At 66.3% G+C, this 15,894-nt stretch carries 18 protein-coding genes; 11 read left to right on the top strand and 7 right to left on the bottom strand.

Features of this window, described 5'->3' with window-relative positions:
- Window positions 1-60: 60 nt before the first annotated feature.
- On the top strand, window positions 61-1,278 hold the full coding sequence (locus XH92_RS40730; protein WP_194457054.1) for an acyl-CoA dehydrogenase family protein: 1,218 nt from the start codon (window positions 61-63) through the stop codon (window positions 1,276-1,278).
- Between the two features lie 18 nt (window positions 1,279-1,296).
- Here the strand turns inward: XH92_RS40730 and XH92_RS40725 are convergent, their stop codons facing one another.
- The 4 genes from XH92_RS40725 to XH92_RS40710 are packed head-to-tail and all read right to left on the bottom strand — an operon-like array spanning window position 1,297 to window position 3,927.
- Window positions 1,297-2,544, bottom strand: coding sequence for an MFS transporter (locus XH92_RS40725; RefSeq protein ID WP_194457053.1), 1,248 nt, complete (start codon window positions 2,542-2,544; stop codon window positions 1,297-1,299).
- Window positions 2,541-2,870, bottom strand: coding sequence for a hypothetical protein (locus XH92_RS40720; protein WP_194457052.1), 330 nt, complete (start codon window positions 2,868-2,870; stop codon window positions 2,541-2,543). The genes XH92_RS40725 and XH92_RS40720 overlap by 4 nt, the downstream gene beginning before the upstream one ends.
- Complete coding sequence (locus tag XH92_RS40715; protein WP_194457051.1) at window positions 2,857-3,432, bottom strand: cysteine hydrolase family protein; 576 nt, start codon at window positions 3,430-3,432, stop codon at window positions 2,857-2,859. The genes XH92_RS40720 and XH92_RS40715 overlap by 14 nt, the downstream gene beginning before the upstream one ends.
- Window positions 3,433-3,474: 42 nt before the next feature.
- Window positions 3,475-3,927 carry a MarR family winged helix-turn-helix transcriptional regulator gene (locus XH92_RS40710; protein WP_194457050.1) on the bottom strand — a complete coding sequence of 151 codons (453 nt, stop codon included), beginning with the start codon at window positions 3,925-3,927 and terminating at the stop codon, window positions 3,475-3,477.
- Between the two features lie 252 nt (window positions 3,928-4,179).
- Between XH92_RS40710 and XH92_RS40705 the strand changes: the two genes are divergently transcribed.
- Complete coding sequence (locus XH92_RS40705) at window positions 4,180-5,133, top strand: alginate lyase family protein (protein WP_194457049.1); 954 nt, start codon at window positions 4,180-4,182, stop codon at window positions 5,131-5,133.
- 37 nt (window positions 5,134-5,170) lie between these two features.
- On the opposite strand, the gene XH92_RS40700 is transcribed toward XH92_RS40705, so the two are convergent.
- Entirely contained in the window at window positions 5,171-5,476 is a 306-nt protein-coding gene (locus tag XH92_RS40700; RefSeq protein ID WP_246788087.1) for a hypothetical protein, read from the bottom strand.
- A 248-nt stretch (window positions 5,477-5,724) separates the two neighbouring features.
- On the opposite strand from XH92_RS40700, the gene XH92_RS40695 reads away from it, so the two are divergent.
- From XH92_RS40695 to mscL, 8 genes are all read left to right on the top strand, one after another.
- Entirely contained in the window at window positions 5,725-6,795 is a 1,071-nt protein-coding gene (locus XH92_RS40695; RefSeq protein WP_194457047.1) for a sensor histidine kinase, read from the top strand.
- Window positions 6,796-6,928: 133 nt separating this feature from the next.
- Entirely contained in the window at window positions 6,929-7,585 is a 657-nt protein-coding gene (locus tag XH92_RS40690) for a response regulator transcription factor (RefSeq protein ID WP_050406118.1), read from the top strand.
- A 160-nt stretch (window positions 7,586-7,745) separates the two neighbouring features.
- On the top strand, window positions 7,746-8,108 hold the full coding sequence (locus tag XH92_RS40685) for a hypothetical protein (protein WP_246788085.1): 363 nt from the start codon (window positions 7,746-7,748) through the stop codon (window positions 8,106-8,108).
- A 1-nt stretch (window position 8,109) separates the two neighbouring features.
- A complete protein-coding gene (locus XH92_RS40680) occupies window positions 8,110-9,861 on the top strand; it encodes an OmpA family protein (protein ID WP_194457045.1) in 1,752 nt (583 codons plus the stop codon).
- Complete coding sequence (locus XH92_RS40675) at window positions 9,861-10,361, top strand: GTP-binding protein (RefSeq protein ID WP_057018933.1); 501 nt, start codon at window positions 9,861-9,863, stop codon at window positions 10,359-10,361. Before XH92_RS40680 ends, XH92_RS40675 begins: the two co-directional genes overlap by 1 nt.
- Window positions 10,362-10,642: 281 nt before the next feature.
- A complete protein-coding gene (locus XH92_RS40670; RefSeq protein ID WP_194457044.1) occupies window positions 10,643-11,044 on the top strand; it encodes a DUF3597 domain-containing protein in 402 nt (133 codons plus the stop codon).
- Window positions 11,045-11,121: 77 nt separating this feature from the next.
- On the top strand, window positions 11,122-11,412 hold the full coding sequence (locus tag XH92_RS40665) for a hypothetical protein (RefSeq protein WP_194457043.1): 291 nt from the start codon (window positions 11,122-11,124) through the stop codon (window positions 11,410-11,412).
- A 74-nt stretch (window positions 11,413-11,486) separates the two neighbouring features.
- On the top strand, window positions 11,487-11,906 hold the full coding sequence (gene mscL, locus XH92_RS40660; protein ID WP_194457042.1) for a large conductance mechanosensitive channel protein MscL: 420 nt from the start codon (window positions 11,487-11,489) through the stop codon (window positions 11,904-11,906).
- Window positions 11,907-11,947: 41 nt separating this feature from the next.
- Here the strand turns inward: mscL and XH92_RS44190 are convergent, their stop codons facing one another.
- Entirely contained in the window at window positions 11,948-13,021 is a 1,074-nt protein-coding gene (locus tag XH92_RS44190; RefSeq protein ID WP_371817899.1) for a class I SAM-dependent methyltransferase, read from the bottom strand.
- Window positions 13,008-13,472: an Rrf2 family transcriptional regulator gene (locus XH92_RS40650; RefSeq protein ID WP_194457041.1), complete on the bottom strand. Its 465-nt coding sequence runs from the start codon at window positions 13,470-13,472 to the stop codon at window positions 13,008-13,010. The genes XH92_RS44190 and XH92_RS40650 overlap by 14 nt, the downstream gene beginning before the upstream one ends.
- Before the next feature lie 327 nt (window positions 13,473-13,799).
- On the opposite strand from XH92_RS40650, the gene XH92_RS40645 reads away from it, so the two are divergent.
- The gene (locus tag XH92_RS40645) at window positions 13,800-15,887 is read left to right on the top strand and encodes a tetratricopeptide repeat protein (RefSeq protein ID WP_194457040.1); all 2,088 of its coding nucleotides are present in this window, start codon (window positions 13,800-13,802) and stop codon (window positions 15,885-15,887) included.
- The last annotated feature ends 7 nt before the right edge of the window (window positions 15,888-15,894 follow it).

The following is a 15,894-nucleotide window of genomic DNA, read 5'->3' as shown; positions in this document are numbered from 1 at the left end:
TGGGCTCTGCCGGGAACGCGGGACAACGGCGAAGCATCGCCATGCATCAGGGAGGACACCATGGCTAACGCGCAGGCGACACGGGCGGCCAGGCCGGATTACGCGCCGCCGCCGATCAACGGCGATTTCTACGGGATTGCCAGCGTCCTCAACGACAAGGAGCGCGCGCTGGTGCGGCGCGTGCGCGAGTTCACCGAGGGCGTCGTCGCGCCTGTGATCGAGGAATACTGGGGTCGCGACGAATTTCCGTTCGCGATCATCCCAAAGATGGCCGAGATCGGCATCGGCGGCGTCGGCTATCAGGGCTATGGCGCGGCCGGCGGCAGCTGGCTGCTGAACGGCTTTGTCGCGATGGAATTGGCGCGGGTCGATTCCTCGGTCGCGACCTTCTGGGGCGTGCACACCGGGCTGTCGGCGGGCTCGATCTATCTGTGCGGCGACGAGGCGCAGAAGCAGCGCTGGCTGCCGGCGATGATGCGCTTCGAGAAGATCGGCTCATTTGGTCTGACGGAGCCGCTGGTCGGCTCGGCGACGTCGGGCGGGATGCTGACGACCTGCCGGCGCGAGGGCGACGTCTGGCTCCTCAACGGCCAGAAGAAATGGATCGGGAATGCCACCTTCGCCGACCTCAACGTGATCTGGGCGCGTGAGGAGGGCTCCAACCAGGTCAAGGGCTTTGTCGTGGCCAAGGACAATCCCGGCTTCTCGGTCGAGAAGATCAAGACCAAGATGGCGCTGCGCGTGGTGCAGAACGGCCTGATCACCCTGAAGGACTGCCGCGTGCCCGAGGCGGACCGGTTGCAGAACGCCAATTCCTTCAAGGACACCGCCAAGGTACTGCGCATGACCCGCACCGGCGTGGCGTGGTTTGCCGTCGGCTGCGCGATGGGCGCCTATGAGCATGCGCTGCGCTATGCGACCGAGCGGCAGCAGTTCGGCAAGCCGATCGGCGGCTTCCAGCTGGTGCAGGATCTGCTGGTCCGGATGCTCGGCAACGTCACCGCGACCCAGGCGATGATGTTGCGGCTCGGGCAGATGCAGGACGAGGGCGTGATGCTGGACGAGCACGCCTCGCTGGCGAAGGCGTTCTGTACCGTCAAATGCCGCGAGACTGTCGGCTATGCGCGCGAGCTGCTCGGCGGCAACGGCATCCTGCTCGAGAACCATGTCGGCCGCTTTGTCGCCGATGCCGAGGCGATCTACTCCTATGAGGGCACCCGCGAGATGAATACCCTGATCGTTGGCAAGTCGATCACGGGATTGAGCGCCTTCGTCTGAGGCGCTGCATCGCTAAGGTCACTCCGCCGGCGGCAGGCTGCCATGTCCGCTGTCATGTCCGGCTTCGGCGGTTGCCCGCGATAGCATGCCGAGGGCAACGATCGCGGCGGCGAAGCCGGCGGCGGCGCCGATGCCGAGTGCCCAGCGCGGGCCGAGGTGATCGGCGACCCAGCCGACGATCGGTGCGCCGATCGGCGTGCCGCCGAGCGCCACGCCGAGCCGCAGCGCCATCACGCGGCCGCGCATCGCGGGCTCGGTCGAGAGCTGCATCAGCGCGTTCGAGGTGTTGGCGACGGTTAGCGCGGCGACGCCGATCACGACCAGCGCGGCGGCGAACAGCCAATAGTTGGGCGCCAGGGCGGCGAGCGTGCAGCCGAGGCCGAAGATCGCCGATCCCAGCATCAGGGACGAGAACCGCGGCTGGTCGCGGCTCGCGGCCAGCAGTGCGCCCGACATCGTGCCAAGCGCCATCATCGACGACAGCAGGCCGAAGCCGCGCGCATCGGTGTGGAACACGCCGACCGCCATGGTGGAGATGAAGATCGGAAAGTTCAGTCCGAAGGTCCCGATCAGGAACAGCATGATCAGTGTCGCGCGGAGGTCCGGGCGGGACCAGACATAATGGAAGCCCTGCATGACGCTGCCCTTGGTGGGATGGGCCCGCGCGTTCGGGCGCAGCTCCGAGGTGCGCAGCAAGGTCAGCGAGGTCAGCACCGCCAGGAACGACGCGCCGTTGAACAGGAACGCCCAGCCGGTGCCGACGGAGGCAATGATGAGGCCGGCGACGGCGGGGCCGATCATGCGCGCGGCATTGAACGAGGTCGAATTCAGCGCGATCGCGTTCGACAGGTTGGTGTCGCTGACCAGCTCGGCGACGAAGGTCTGGCGCACCGGCGCGTCGAGCGCGGCGCTGCAGCCGAACAGGAAGGCGAACACATAGACGTGCCAGAGCTGCACCAGTCCCGTGACGGTGAGAATTCCGAGGGCGAGGGCGAGCGCGCCCATCGTCGCCTGGGTCGCCATCAAGAGCTTGCGCTGGTTGAAATGATCGGCGGCAAAGCCGCTCCACGGCATCAACAATAGCTGTGGCCCGAATTGCAGCGCCATCACGATGCCGACGGCGGATGCGCTATGCTGCGTCAGCTGGGTGAGAACGAGCCAGTCCTGGGCGGCACGCTGCATCCAGGTGCCGATGTTGGACACCAGCGCGCCGGCCGCCCAGACCCGATAGTTGAAGCTTGCGAGTGATCGAAAGACGCGTCTCATGTTCTCTGCGGGTCATTCCCGCCGTGAAACCGTCCGAACCGCCGCGCCAGGAACAGGCCGATCGAGAGGCCGCCGAGGCCGAGTGCTGCGACGTCGCCGGTGGTCTTCAGGCCGAAGTCGCCGACGTGGCAAACCAGCAGATATCCGACCGCGAGGTTGAAGAAGCCCCACACGATGTTGACGGTCGATGACGACAGGCCCTCGCCCGGCGGCTTGGCGAACGGACTCTGGAATGGCTCGCCCATCATGCCGGCGACGACATGCGGGATCGCGTTGGTGAGGAAGGCGCCGCCGAAGAAGTAGGCGACGAGGTCAAGCCAGTTCATGTGCGTTGGTCCTTTCAAGCAGGTCGATGATCGCCTGCGTCGAGCCGGTTTCGCCGAGCCGCGGGAATACCTGTTCGATGCTGTAGTCATGTGCGTGCGGGCGCGCATCGGTCATGGCGTCGATCGCGAGTGTGACGTTGAAGCCGGCTTCGTAGGCCTGCCGTGCCGTCGATTCGACGCCGGTGCCGGTCGCAACGCCGGCGATCACGACATGGGTAACGCCGCGGGCGCGCAGCTGATCCTCGAGATCGGTGCTGGCGAACGCGCCCCATGTCCGCTTGGTGACGATGATGTCGCCTGGCTGCCGGTCGAGCTCTGGAATCAGGTCGGTCCAGCCGTCGGGAAATTGTCCGTTGTGGCGTGGCCGCTCGGTTCGTCCTGGTGCCGTGCCGTCGACATTGACCAGCGCGATCGGCAGTCCACGCTGTCGAAACGCATCGAGGAGGGCGCGGGCGCGCGCGACGATGCCTTCGAACGGATGGACGAAGGGGGCGCCGACGAGTCCTGTTTGCAGATCGACGACAATGAGAGCGGTGATCGGATCGAGCGTCGTCAGAGCCATCATCGTCTCCTTATTCTTGCGATTGGCGCGGCGCGGCCGGCGTTAGTCCGTGACCAGCCGCTTCAGCAGGCCCACGGCGGCGGCGAGTTCATCCTGTTCCCGCGCCGACAGCCGTGCGGCGATGGTGCGCGACAGCCAGTCCTGCCGCGCGGCGCGGCCGGTGCGCAGCCGCTCGCGGCAGCTATCGGTGAGCGACATGATGGTCTGGCGGCCGTCGTCCGGATCGGGCGCGCCGCGGACCAGGCCCGCGGCCTCGAGCGCCGCTATCGCCGAGCTCATCGACTGCGGCCGCATGCCTTCCGACCGCGCCAAGCTCGACACGGTCGCGGGGCCATTCTTCTCGAGCCGCAGCAGCACCGCGACCTGGGACGGCGGAAGATCTTCACGCTGGCCCTGCTCGCGCAGCCGGCGCTTCAGCGTTCCGATCAACAGGCGAAGGTCTTCGGCCAGCGCGGATGTGCGCGCCGAGCCGGTACGTGCCGCTGCATTGTTCATGTCAGTGACACTAGCAGATATGAAGATAAACTGTAAAGATTGCCTTCGCAGTCTAGCTTCATATTCCCGTGATCGTGGGCGTCGTCGCAGCGCCTTGCCGGACGAAGCTTCAAAGCTGAACCGCGCCTGAACCCGACTCTTGAGCGCATCACATTAGGTTTTGTTGTCTTCTTGCGCGTGATTGCCGATGACTGCGCTTGCGCCCGCGATGTGGCGTCTCGTCCCCCCGCGGTGGCTCGCGAAGTTCTCTCCATGAAGCGTTGGATTGGTTTCACGACGATCAGCGTGTCGATCGCCCTCCCTTGCCTCGGGCAGCCTGCTGCGGCCCGGACCTGCGAGGCGCCGCCGGCGCTGGCGTCGGTCGATCCGCCCGGCTTCTACCAGGATGCCGGCGGTTACGCGGAGGCGATCAAGCCCCTGCATGCGTTCATTGCGCAGGTCAACAAGGCCGCCGATGAACACGACCAGGATTGCGTGCTGAACCTGCTCGCAAGCTGGGCGAGGGGAGATGCGCTGCTGACGATCGGCGCGAGCTACCAGGGCGATTTCGAACGCTCCTGGGCCGGGACCGATTTCGCATTGGCGCTGCTGCGCTTCCCTGTTGCGTCGACGAAGGCCGACCATCGATTCCAGCAGATCAAGCCGTGGCTGATCCGGATTGCCGAGGAAACCCGCGATGCCGATCGCATCAACCACCTCGGCAACAATCTGGTCTATTGGGCTGGGCTCGATCTGATGTCGATCGGCACTCTGACGGATCGGAGCGATCTGATCGATGCCGGCATTTCCCGGGCGCGTCAGGGTATCGGGGACATCGGGGCTCACGGCGAATTGCAACGCGAGCTGAAGCGCGGCGAGCGCGCGCTGCATTACCACAACTTTGCGCTGATTCCGCTGGTGTTCTGCGCCGAGCTCGCCAGCCGCCGGAAGATCGATCTCTACGCGGAGAATAATGGAGCGATCCATCGGCTCGCCGACCCGATCGTTCGCGCGGTGCAGGACGAGCGCAGCTTCGGCGCTCTCACCAACGTTCCGCAGCAGGTTTTCCCTTGGACGTTTCAGGGAGACCTTGCATGGATGGAACCGTATTACGCCCGATTTCACGATCAGCGCTTGCCGCCAATTATCCGCTCGCGAAGGCCGTTTAACAATCCGAGGCTCGGCGGCAACGTGACGGCAAGCTGGGGCGCGCCCCAGCCGGACTAAGCGTCGGCCCGAGATGCGCAGTGCCGATGACCTGCGATTACTCGCTCTCGCCGGTTGTCGGCGCCGCGTACATGTCCCGAGCGCGTCTGGTTACGGCCGCATAGCGCGCGGTCGCGCTGAGGCTCATCAGGCCGGCGCGCACCAGTCCGAGGATGGCGCGCCGCGAGTGGAACGGCCCGGTCTTGCTCGCGGCATATCCGCGCGGGTAGAGCTGCAGGCGTCCGGCGAGCGCTTCCTGCAATGCCAGCTTCTGGGTCGTGCTCAGGCGCCGGCGCCGCGCGGGCTTCTCCGCTTCCGCCCGCATGAGCTCGATACCCAACGATTTGCGCGGCGCGGCCTTCATTGTCAGCTCACACTCCGGCCGACTGGCGCGACCTTCCGCGAGGCCCGGCGCCCGGCCGGCATCGCCATGGACGCCGGCATGTGGCACATCATGGCTTGCGCTGTTGCTCATTCGTGAGACAGAACCGCATTTCGAGCGGCAGCGGCATCTGACGAAAGTCAGGATCAGTTGTGACGAAAGTCATATTCGTTTGCGGCCGGCGCGGGCTTACGCCAAAGTGGGCTGCTCGCTGAGTTGATGGGCAACGCATGATCGATCTGAGCGCGGATTTGCTTGCGGCGGCCGGAGCCGACGTCATTGGTCTCGCCGTCATCGGTGCCGACCGGACCATGCAGCGGAAGATCGGACGGCTGGTCGAATGGCTTCCCGCCATCGGCGTCGATTGTTGCGAATGCATGCTGCTGGTCGGCATGGAGGCCGAGCTGGCGGCGCTTGCTGAAGGCCAGCGGGACATGATCGCACTGGCCGGCGTGCGTGGCGCCTCGCCCGACATCACACAGCCGCTGTCGGCGGTCGTGCTGTGGAATCGTGCGCAGTCACATTACTTCGTCATCGCCACGCCGGATTTCGCGGGCCGTCAGGTCGAAACGCTGCTTGGAAGCGAACGCCGGGCTCGCCGCCTGATGGAGCAGCAGCTCGAGGCGGCGAGCGCGGAAGTGCGTTTCGCCTCGCTGGCGCGGACGCGGCTGCGGCTGGCGCGCGACCTGCACGATACGCTGGTGCATTCGATCGTGGCGCTGCTGACCCAGATCCGGCTGATCAGGCACTATCTGTCGGCCGATCCCGTGCGGGTGGCGGACAGCCTTGCGACAGCCGAAGACGCCGCAGCGAGCGGTCTCTCGCGTGCCCGCGAGGCCATCGATCGCCTGCGCACACCAGACGATCTGAAGCTCGATCCCGATGTCGAGGGGCTGCTCAGCGACTTCGCCGCGCGCAGCGGTGTCAGGGTGTCGATCCAGATCGACGAGGAGGCGCGTCCCGGCTTGCGCGATTGCGGCTTGACGGTTCAGCGCATCCTCAGCGAGGCATTGCGCAATGTTCAGGCCCATGCGCAGGCACGCCGTGTCTCCTTTCACGCGTACGATGAGCCGGCCGCGGTCGGCCGCAAGCTCGTTGTCGAGATCCGCGACGACGGCCGCGGCTTCGATCTCGCGGTTCCTACTCCCGGACATTTCGGATTGATCGGGATGACCGAATTTGCTGAACTCGTCGGCGGAAGCTGCGCGGTGGAGAGCGCGCCCGGGCAAGGAACGCTGGTCCGGATATCGCTTCCCGTGGCGGTGCCGCCGGCAGCGTCCGACGGCGTGCTGGCGGACTGATGTCGTTGCTGCCTATTCAGCGCGTTTTCGAGCGAAGTGGGTACCAGTTCGCGCCAGAAAAGCGCGACCAACAAAACGACAGGAGCATGATCCGATTCAATCGGATCATGCTCAGGACCTTCAAGAGGATGACGTGAGCAGAATTGAGAAGGTGCGGGTGCTGATCGCCGAGGATCAGACCCTGATCAGGGAAGGTATCGCCACACTGCTGGCCCAGCAGAACGACGATTTCGAGATCCTTCCCGGTGCGTCCGACGGCGAGCAGGCCATCGAATTCGCGCGGCGCTATCGGCCGGACGTGATCCTGATGGACCTGCAGATGCCGCGCGTCGACGGCATTGCGGCGACCCAGCGGATTCTCCGCGAGCTGCCGCAGACCCATATCGTCGTCCTGACGACATTCGAGACCAACGATCTGATCTTCGAGGCGGTCAGCGCCGGCGCCAAGGCGTATCTCTTGAAGGACGCCAGGATGGAGGAGATCGCCTCGACCATCCGCGCGGTGATCAACGGCCAGTCCGGGCTGTCGCCCAGCGTCGCCGCGCGCATCCTCGACGAGTTCAAACGGCTGCGCGGCCCGCGCGTCTCGGCGAAGCTGCCGGTTCGCGACGGGCTGACGGCGCGGGAGAATGAAATTCTCACGCTGATCGTCGAGGGCAAGAGCAATACCGAGATTGGTGAACGGCTGCATTTGGCCGAGGGCACGGTGAAGAACTATGTCAGCACCATCCTGGAGAAATGCCAGGTCAAGAACCGTACGGAACTCGCAATAAAGGCAATAACTTACTAGAAATAATTGCCCCCGATCGCACAACCATGCGGTTGATCTTGCTGAGATTGCTCGCCTTTCTCTGGGCCGCGCCGACAAAATTGGCTATAGGGTTGTTTCGGATTTGCTTTTTGACACCGCAGGTCCGGATTGCGCAGCTGTGAGTAAGCGGGAAATGACCATGAAGGGTATCGAGCGCCAGACCAAGGACACCGACGGTCCGGCAAACGCGGCGGCCGGCAACGGCGCGGATGCCGCGGCGCATGGCATGGCGGCGATCGATCAGGTCCGCGACCTGTTGTTTGGCGGCGCGCAACGCTCGCTCGAGACCAACCTCTCGGGTCTGCGCGAGGAGATGCAGGCGTCGCTGAAGCAGATGCAGGCGGACTTCACCAACGAGCTCACCGCGCTGCAGGCGCGGCTCTCCGACCTCGAACGCGATACCGAGCAGAAGCGCCTCGATTCGCTGAAGGATGTCGGTGCGGCCATCACCCAGCTCGGCGCTGCGATCAGCGGATTGGGATCCGGCCGCACGGGCAAATAGCATGGCAGCTGCTGCCGGCCAGAACCGCGAGATCGAGCAGCTCAAGACATTGCTGTTTCAGCCCGAGGCGACGCGTCTGACGTCGCTGGAGGCCGACCTCGATACGCTGCAGCGCTATGTCGGGAACGCCGATCGTCTGGAAGCGGCCACCGCCGGCATCCTGGTCGAGGCGCTGGAGCGCGCCGAGGTCAACCGGCCGCGCGAGCTCGCCAGCGCGATCGCGCCGGTCGTGGTCTCCGCGATCCGCAGCGAGATCAAGAATTCGCGCGAGCAGATGATCGAGGCGCTTTATCCGATCGTCGGCCGGCTGGTCAGCGCCGCGGTCGCGAACGCGTTCCGGGAACTGGTTGCTTCGCTCGAACAGCGCATCAATGCGCTGACCTCGGCGCAATTGTGGGTCGGGCGGGTCAAGTCGCTGGTGACGGGACGTCCGATCAGCGAGTTCGTGCTCGCCGACAGTCCGCCGCAGATCAACCGGCTCCTGATCATCGAACGCGGCAATGGCCGCCTGATCGCCGACTGGAAGCGCGAGGCCACCGCCGACGAGCGCGCCGACCTGCTCAGCGCGATGGTCGCGGCGATTCTCGAATTCTCGGTGCAGGCGCTGGCCGGCGAAGGCAATCTGCAGACGCTCGATTTCGGCGGCCGGCAGCTCGCGCTGCGCGCCTCGCCCCGTTTCATCCTGGCGGCGGAGTGCCTGGGGCCGCTGCGTCCCGCCGACAATGCCCGGATCAATTCGCTGTTCTTCGACGCGATCGAGCGCATCGACCGCGGCGCGGATTGCGATGGCCCGATGCTCGCCTCGCTCGCCGCCGCGATCGAGACCGACGACGCGCCGCGGCGGATCGCGAGCCGGCGCGGTAAGGTGATCCTGTGTGCCGTGCTCGCCGCGGCGGCCGCGCTGTCGCTCTGGCTTGCCGCGACCTCGGTGACGCGCGCCCTCCTGGAGCGGCGCACCCATGCGGCGCTGGAGCAGCTCGCCGCCAAGCAGCCGTTGCTTGTCACCTTCCCGCTGCGGCTCGACTTCGATCACGGCAAGGCAAGCGTGGCCGTGTCGGGTATCGAGCCGAACCAGCTGGAGACGGCGCCGCTGATCGACGCGCTCGCTGCGGCCGCGGCGCCCTACAAGGTCGTCGACCGCATCGGGCTGGTGTCCACGCCGGAACAGGCGGCGGCATCGCAGGCCGGCATCGCGGGCCTGCAGCAGAGCCTGACGCGCCTGCAGGCGAGTCTCGACCAGATGCGTGAGGCGATCGGCGCGCAGGCGAAGTCGGGCGATGAGAAATATGCCGGTCTCGCCGCGCAATATGACAGACTCGGCGAGCAGTCCGCGAAACTGGGCGAGCAAGTCACCAAGCTGCAGTCCGTCGCCGACGGGCCGGCGGCGCGGCTCGACCGCTTCATCGCCTCGACCGCGATCTTCTTCGTCAACAATTCGGACGAATTCCTCGACAACGACCAGGCCGAGCAGCAGCTGCGCGAACTCGCCGGACTCATGACGAACAACGATCTCAGGCTGCGCATCGTCGGCTATGCCGATCAGAGCGGCACCGAGGGCACCAACAAGACACTGGGTCGCAAGCGAGCGGAGCAGGTGCAGCGCAGGCTGACCGCGCTCGGGGTCGACCCGTCGCGGCTGATTTTGGTTTCGCGCGCCGCGACGATGCCGATCACCGACCGGCTCGACACCACCGTCGGCGGCAACCGCCGCGTCGCGTTTGAGACGGTCTATCGAGGCGAAGTGGCCCGCTGATGCTCACCGCAAAAGTCATGCTGCTCGGCGACATGGGGGTCGGCAAGACGTCGATCCTCTACCGCCTGATCTACAACCGGTTCGAGGGCCAGTATAAATCGACGCTGGGCGTCGAGATCCTGAGCCACGACGTGGCGCCGGCGGACGGCAGCGATCCGATGCGGCTCGTGCTGTGGGACACCGACGGCGATTTCGGCACGCAGATCTTCGACACCGTCTACGTCACCGGCGCATCCGCGGCCATCATCGTGTCCGACGTCACGCGGCCGCAGACCGTGACCCGCATGGTCGAGCTGGTGCGCGGTTTCGAGGAGCGATTCCCGGGCCGGCCCTACCGCGCATTGTTGAACAAGATCGACCTGCCGGAAGCCGCCGGCAGCGCCGGCGCGATTGCCGGGCTCGCCAAGTCGAGCGTCAAATCGGTCAGCGCCAAGACCGGCGTCGGCATCGCTGAAAGCTTTGTCGAGCTCGCGCAGACCATCCGCCGCCGCCAGCTCTAGTTCACGCAACGCAAGCGCATGTTGGTGTCAGCCGTCCCGACTTCTCGGGGCTGGCGAATCGGGCCGGGACGGCTGACTTCATCGCACGTGGGGCGTACGATGAAACGCGCGCGACGTGCGGTGCACGACCGCGCGATTCTCCCCCGACTGCACCACGCCGCCCCACACTCCGATAGTGACGATGGTCATCTTCCACTCGGCCAATGGCCTGCCTATCGTCCGCCCGTCACCGGAACCAGCCACGGGACGAACGGTGTCCCGGGCGCACGGAGTGAGAGAACATGAGCATTTTTGGAAGCATCATGGGTGCAATCTTCGGTCACGGCGCCCAGGCCAAGACACCTGAGGGCACAACGACGGCTGCGCCTGGCACCGCACCGGCATCAACATCATCAGCTCCCGCGTCGGCGGCGCCCGCCGCGCAATCCGTCGACGTCGCGGCGATCGTCGACAAGGCGGCCGCGGCCAGCGGCGAGAAGCTCGACTGGCGCACCTCGATCGTCGACCTGATGAAGGCGCTCGGCCTCGACAGCAGCCTCGCCGCGCGCAAGGAGCTCGCCAAGGAGCTGCATTACACCGGCGATACCAACAACACCGCCACCATGAACGTCTGGCTGCATCAGCAGGTGATGGCCAAGCTCGCCGCCAATGGCGGCAAGCTGCCGGCCGACATCAAGACCTGACGATTTGCCTTGAGCCGCGCGGGACGGCAGCGTCCCGCCGGCTTCGAACGAAGTGTATTGCGTGAGGAGCAGTTGCGGTGACCTCATCTCATCTTGCCATCCTGGACAGACCCCGCCTGGTGCGGACTGCCGCGTCGATCGGCGCGGGACTTGTCGCCGGACTTGGATTCGCCGGCTTGGCGCTCGGCATCGCCGTTGCCCGTGCCGATAACACCGGCGACGAGCCGCAGCCGGCGCATGTGAATGCCGGCGTGCAGCGCGCCGCGCAGACCCTGCCGCCGGCGCGGGTCATCCTGCCGGCGCCGTGGGAACAGGCCGCGCCTGCGCAGCCGGTCGCGGCGCCCGCGAAGCCGGCAGCCCACCAATAATCGTTCGCACCTTTGTCGCGGCCGGTGATGCAGTCGCCGGGCCGTCCCGACGCTTTCCTGGAACAGGAGATCACATGCTGAAGGAATTCAGGGAATTCGCCATGAAGGGCAACGTCGTCGATCTCGCCGTCGGCGTGATCATCGGCGCGGCGTTCGGCGCGATCGTCTCGTCGATGGTGGCCGACATCATCATGCCCATCATCGGCGCGGTCAGCGGCGGGCTCGACTTCTCCAATTATTTCACCGCGCTCTCGAAGTCGGTGACGGCGACCAACCTCGCCGATGCCAAGAAGCAGGGTGCGGTGCTGGCTTGGGGCAACTTCCTGACCCTCACGCTCAACTTCCTTATCGTCGCCTTCGTGCTGTTCATCGTGGTCCGCCTCATGAATCAGCTCAAGCGCGAAGCGCCGGCGGCGCCGGCCGATCCGCCGAAGCCGACCAAGGAGCAAGAACTGCTCACCGAGATTCGCGATCTCCTCAAGTCGCGTGCGTAGCGATCGCCACTAGTATCGTGCGTACTGCCCAGCTCTGGAGCCTAGCCATGCCAGAACAGGTCAAGCTGCCCCGAAAATTGTCTCAGGAGCCCGGTGCTCCGTCGACACTGCGGCCGAGCCATCGGCGGATCATCGAGGAACTCGACCGCTGGGCCAACAGCGCCGGCCTGCAGCCGCCAAGTGACGCAGACAAGCAGGGCGACGACAGGCGCAAGCGCAGATGAGGTCGATCCGGCGCACGCAATGTGCCGATTGATCGCGCATCCAGGCGCGGCGGTTGCTGCCGGAGAGCGAGGTGAGGGTCGCAGCGCCGTCGCGATCAGCGCGGTCGAGGGAATCGCAAAACTGTCGCCGACACGGCCTCGCTCGATCTCGCCCCGGAAGGCGCGCGCAACGGTGTCGCTCTGGTCCGCATCGAGGCCGCCCCAATGCGGCATGAACTCGAACAGCTTGTCGACGTCGGCAGGATTGACGACATTGAGCTGGAAGTCGTGGGTGATCTCGGCGACGACAGGATCGGAGAAGCCGGCGGCAATGATCGCGGCGCTGAGGCGGGTGGGATCGGCGAGCTCGGCGAGGCCGGTGCAGGGCATCGGCGTGACGTGGTCGGGATAGAGCCGGCGGATGATCTGCGAGAGCAGGAGATACACCGCGGCGCCGTCGGCGCTTTTCCAGACTGCAATCGCCGCCGATCCGCCCGGTCGCGTCACCCGTGCCATCTCGCGCAGTCCGGCGCGCCAGTCCGGAAACAGCATGACGCCGAACACCGACACCGCTGCATCGAACGCGGCATCCGGCAAATCGAGCGCCTGGCCGTCCATCTGCCGCGCCTCGATATTCGCCACCTCATGCGCGCGGACCCGTGCCACCATGCCGGCGGAGAAGTCGATCGCGGTGACGTCGGCGCCCCTGCGCGCGGCCGCAAGCGCCGCGGCACCCGTGCCGGTGGCGACATCGAGCACCTTCGACGACCGGCCGATCGGGAGCATCGCGACCGCGGCCTCGGCGAAATGTGTCGTGAACGGCTGCGACTGCGCCTCGTAGGTGGCGACCATCTTGTCCCAGTGCGCGGGATCGTTGAACGGAAGCGGCTTTGCCTGCTCACTTGACTGCATGAATCTGGTCCTCGAGGCTTTGTTTGTGTTTGGCGAGCCGGCGCTTGAAATCCTTCGCAAGCGCGTCGAGCGTCACCGCGCCGAGCCGCTTCAGGAACAGCGCCTCGACCTCGCGAAACGTGCCTGACAGCGCGTCGTTGACGGCCTGTTCGACCAGGCAGCCGGGATTGTCCGAGCGATGGCCCATCGCAACGATCGTGGGCGCGCCGACCGCGCGATAGATGTCGGCGAGCGAGATGTCGGCGGGATCGCGCGCCAGCGTCCAGCCGCCGCCATGACCCTTCTCGGAACGCACCAGGCCTTGCTCGCGCAGGCCCGCCATCACGCGGCGGACGACCACCGGGTTGGTGGCCATCGCCTGTGCAAGTTGCTCCGACGTGACCGGTTCACCCGCTCCGATCATGTGGAGCAGGCCGTGCAGGACACCGGAGAGGCGGCTATCGCGTATCATGTAACTCCATATGTTGCATGAAAGGCCGCGCGTCAATAGGGCGATGCCGGGCATCATCGCGCCATGGCCGGGCTCTGACCTCCCCTTGAAAAGGGGAGGTCGCTTTGCTCGCCAGAGCAAAGCGGGTGGGGATCAACTCTTTGCGCGAACAGCGGAGCTCGTGGCTGACCCCCATCCCGACCTTCCCCCTTTCAGGGGAAGGAGAAGCGATCAGGATATGACCTCTTCAACCCGGATTTGCGTGCCGGATTTGGCGGCATCGCCCGTTTAATCCCCATCGGGATCTTTGGCGGGGGCGGTATCGTGGGCAGTGTGGCGGTTGATCGGATGTTGCTGGATGCGGTGGCGCATTATGGCGCGGGCCGCGCGGCGGAGGCCGGCACCTTGTGCGGCGACATCCTCACCGCCGATCCCGACCATGTTCCGGCGCTGCATCTGTCCGCCGTCATCGCCTTCGTAACCGACCGTGCTGCCGAAGGCGCGGTGTTGCTGAATCGCGTGTTCAGCCTCGATCCGCATCACGGACCGGCGTTCGCCACGCTCGGCGATGCGCTCGCGGTGAAGGGCGAGCACGAGGGCGCGGTGGCGGCGTTCCAGCGCGGCGTGGCCCTGCGGCCGAGGGATGCCGGGCTGCACATCAAGCTCGGCGTCGCGCTGTGCGAGGTGTCGCACTTCGGCGAGGCCGAGGCGGCGTTTCGCCGCGCGATCGCACTCGATGGCGGCCTGACGCGGGCGCGGTTCAACCTTGCCGTTGCGCTGGCCGGGCAGCAGCGGCCGGTCGAGGCGGAGCAGGCCTATCGCGAGGTGATCGCGCGTGATCCCGCCTATCGCGGCGTCTGGCTCAACCTCGGCAATGCGTTGACCGATCAGAAGAAGCACGACGCCGCCGCCACCGCCTATCGCCGTGGGCTCAGCACAGACCCCGACAATCCCGGCCTGCATAGCGGCCTCGGCGCGGCGCTCTATCGCCTCGGCCGGCTGGAGGACGCCGTCCTGCACTATCGCCGTGCGACCGCGCTCGATCCCGACAATCCGGCGCCGTGGCGCCTGCTGGCCATGGTGTTGCACGAATTGGGCGAGCGCGAGGAGGCGGCGCGCATCTATCGAAAGGTCTCGGCCCGCGATCCGTCCGATCACGTTATCCTCAACAACCTCGGCGCCTGCCTGTTCGAGCTCGGACGGGTCGACGACGCCATCGCCTGCGCCGAGCTCGCGCTGGCTCTCAAGCCGGACTATGCCGCCGCGCACACCAATCTCGGGATCATCTTCGAGGCGCAAAATCTGGTCGACGCGGCGGTGGCCGCGCATCGGAAGGCGATCGAGCTCGAACCCAATTATGCCAAGGGTCACGCCAATCTTGCGGTCGCACTGCGCAACGCCGGCGAGATCGATGCGGCGCTGGTGGCCTCGCGCCGGGCCATCGCGCTCGATCCCGAGCAGCCGCTGGCGCATTACAACCACGCGCACTTCCTCCTGATGAACGGAGAGTTCGAGGAAGGTTTTGAGGAGTATCGGTGGCGCCGCAAGACCAAGATGCTCAGCGAAGGCGATCCCGTGTTCGATGAGCCGGAATGGCAGGGCGAGCCGCTGGCGGGACGCACGCTGCTCCTGTTCGCCGAATACGGGCTCGGCGATGTCGTCAATTTCGTCCGCTATGTGCCGATGCTGGCGGGCAAAAGCGGCCGGATCATTCTGCAGGTGCAGCCGGCACTGGTCTCGCTGCTGCGGCCGATGCTGCCCGATGTCGCGGTATTCGCCCGCGGCGAGCCATTGCCGCGGTTCGACCTGCAATTGCCGTTGCTCAGCCTGCCGCGGATCTTCCGCACGACCGTCGAGACCATTCCCTCGGCCGTGTCCTATCTGCAGGCGGACGGCATCAAGCTCGCGCGCTGGCGCGAGGCGCTTGCTGGCGTGGCCGCGTTGAAAGTCGGCGTGGTCTGGGCCGGCAATGTCAGACACAAGGGCGACCGCCAGCGCTCGCTGCCGGCCGACGCCGTGCTGCCGCGGCTGGTCACGTCAGGCGTGCAGCTCTACAGCCTGCAGAAGGAGCCGCGGCCGGAGGATGCCCCGGTGCTGCGGCATCTCGGCTCCGACATCGTCGACCTCGCGCCGACGCTCGGCGATTTCGCCGATACCGCGGCGGCTGTCTGCGCGCTCGATCTCGTCATCGCCGTCGACACCTCGGTGGCGCATCTCGCCGGCGCGCTCGGCCGCCCGGTCTGGATGTTGTGTCCCTATGCGCTCGACTGGCGCTGGCTGCGCGATCGCGCCGACACGCCGTGGTATCCGACCATGCGGCTGTTCCGCCAGGACAGACCGCAGGCCTGGGAGGGCGTGCTGACACGGATGTCCGACGAGCTTGCACGTGTCGCGCGAGGGGAGCGCGAGCTGTTGCTGCCAGCAGCGGCGATGTGATGGGCCG

The sequence above is a fragment of the Bradyrhizobium sp. CCBAU 53421 genome (genome assembly GCF_015291625.1).
Classification (GTDB): domain Bacteria; phylum Pseudomonadota; class Alphaproteobacteria; order Rhizobiales; family Xanthobacteraceae; genus Bradyrhizobium.
Note: the sequence above shows the minus strand (reverse complement) of the source record. Positions and strands in the feature narration are given on the sequence as shown.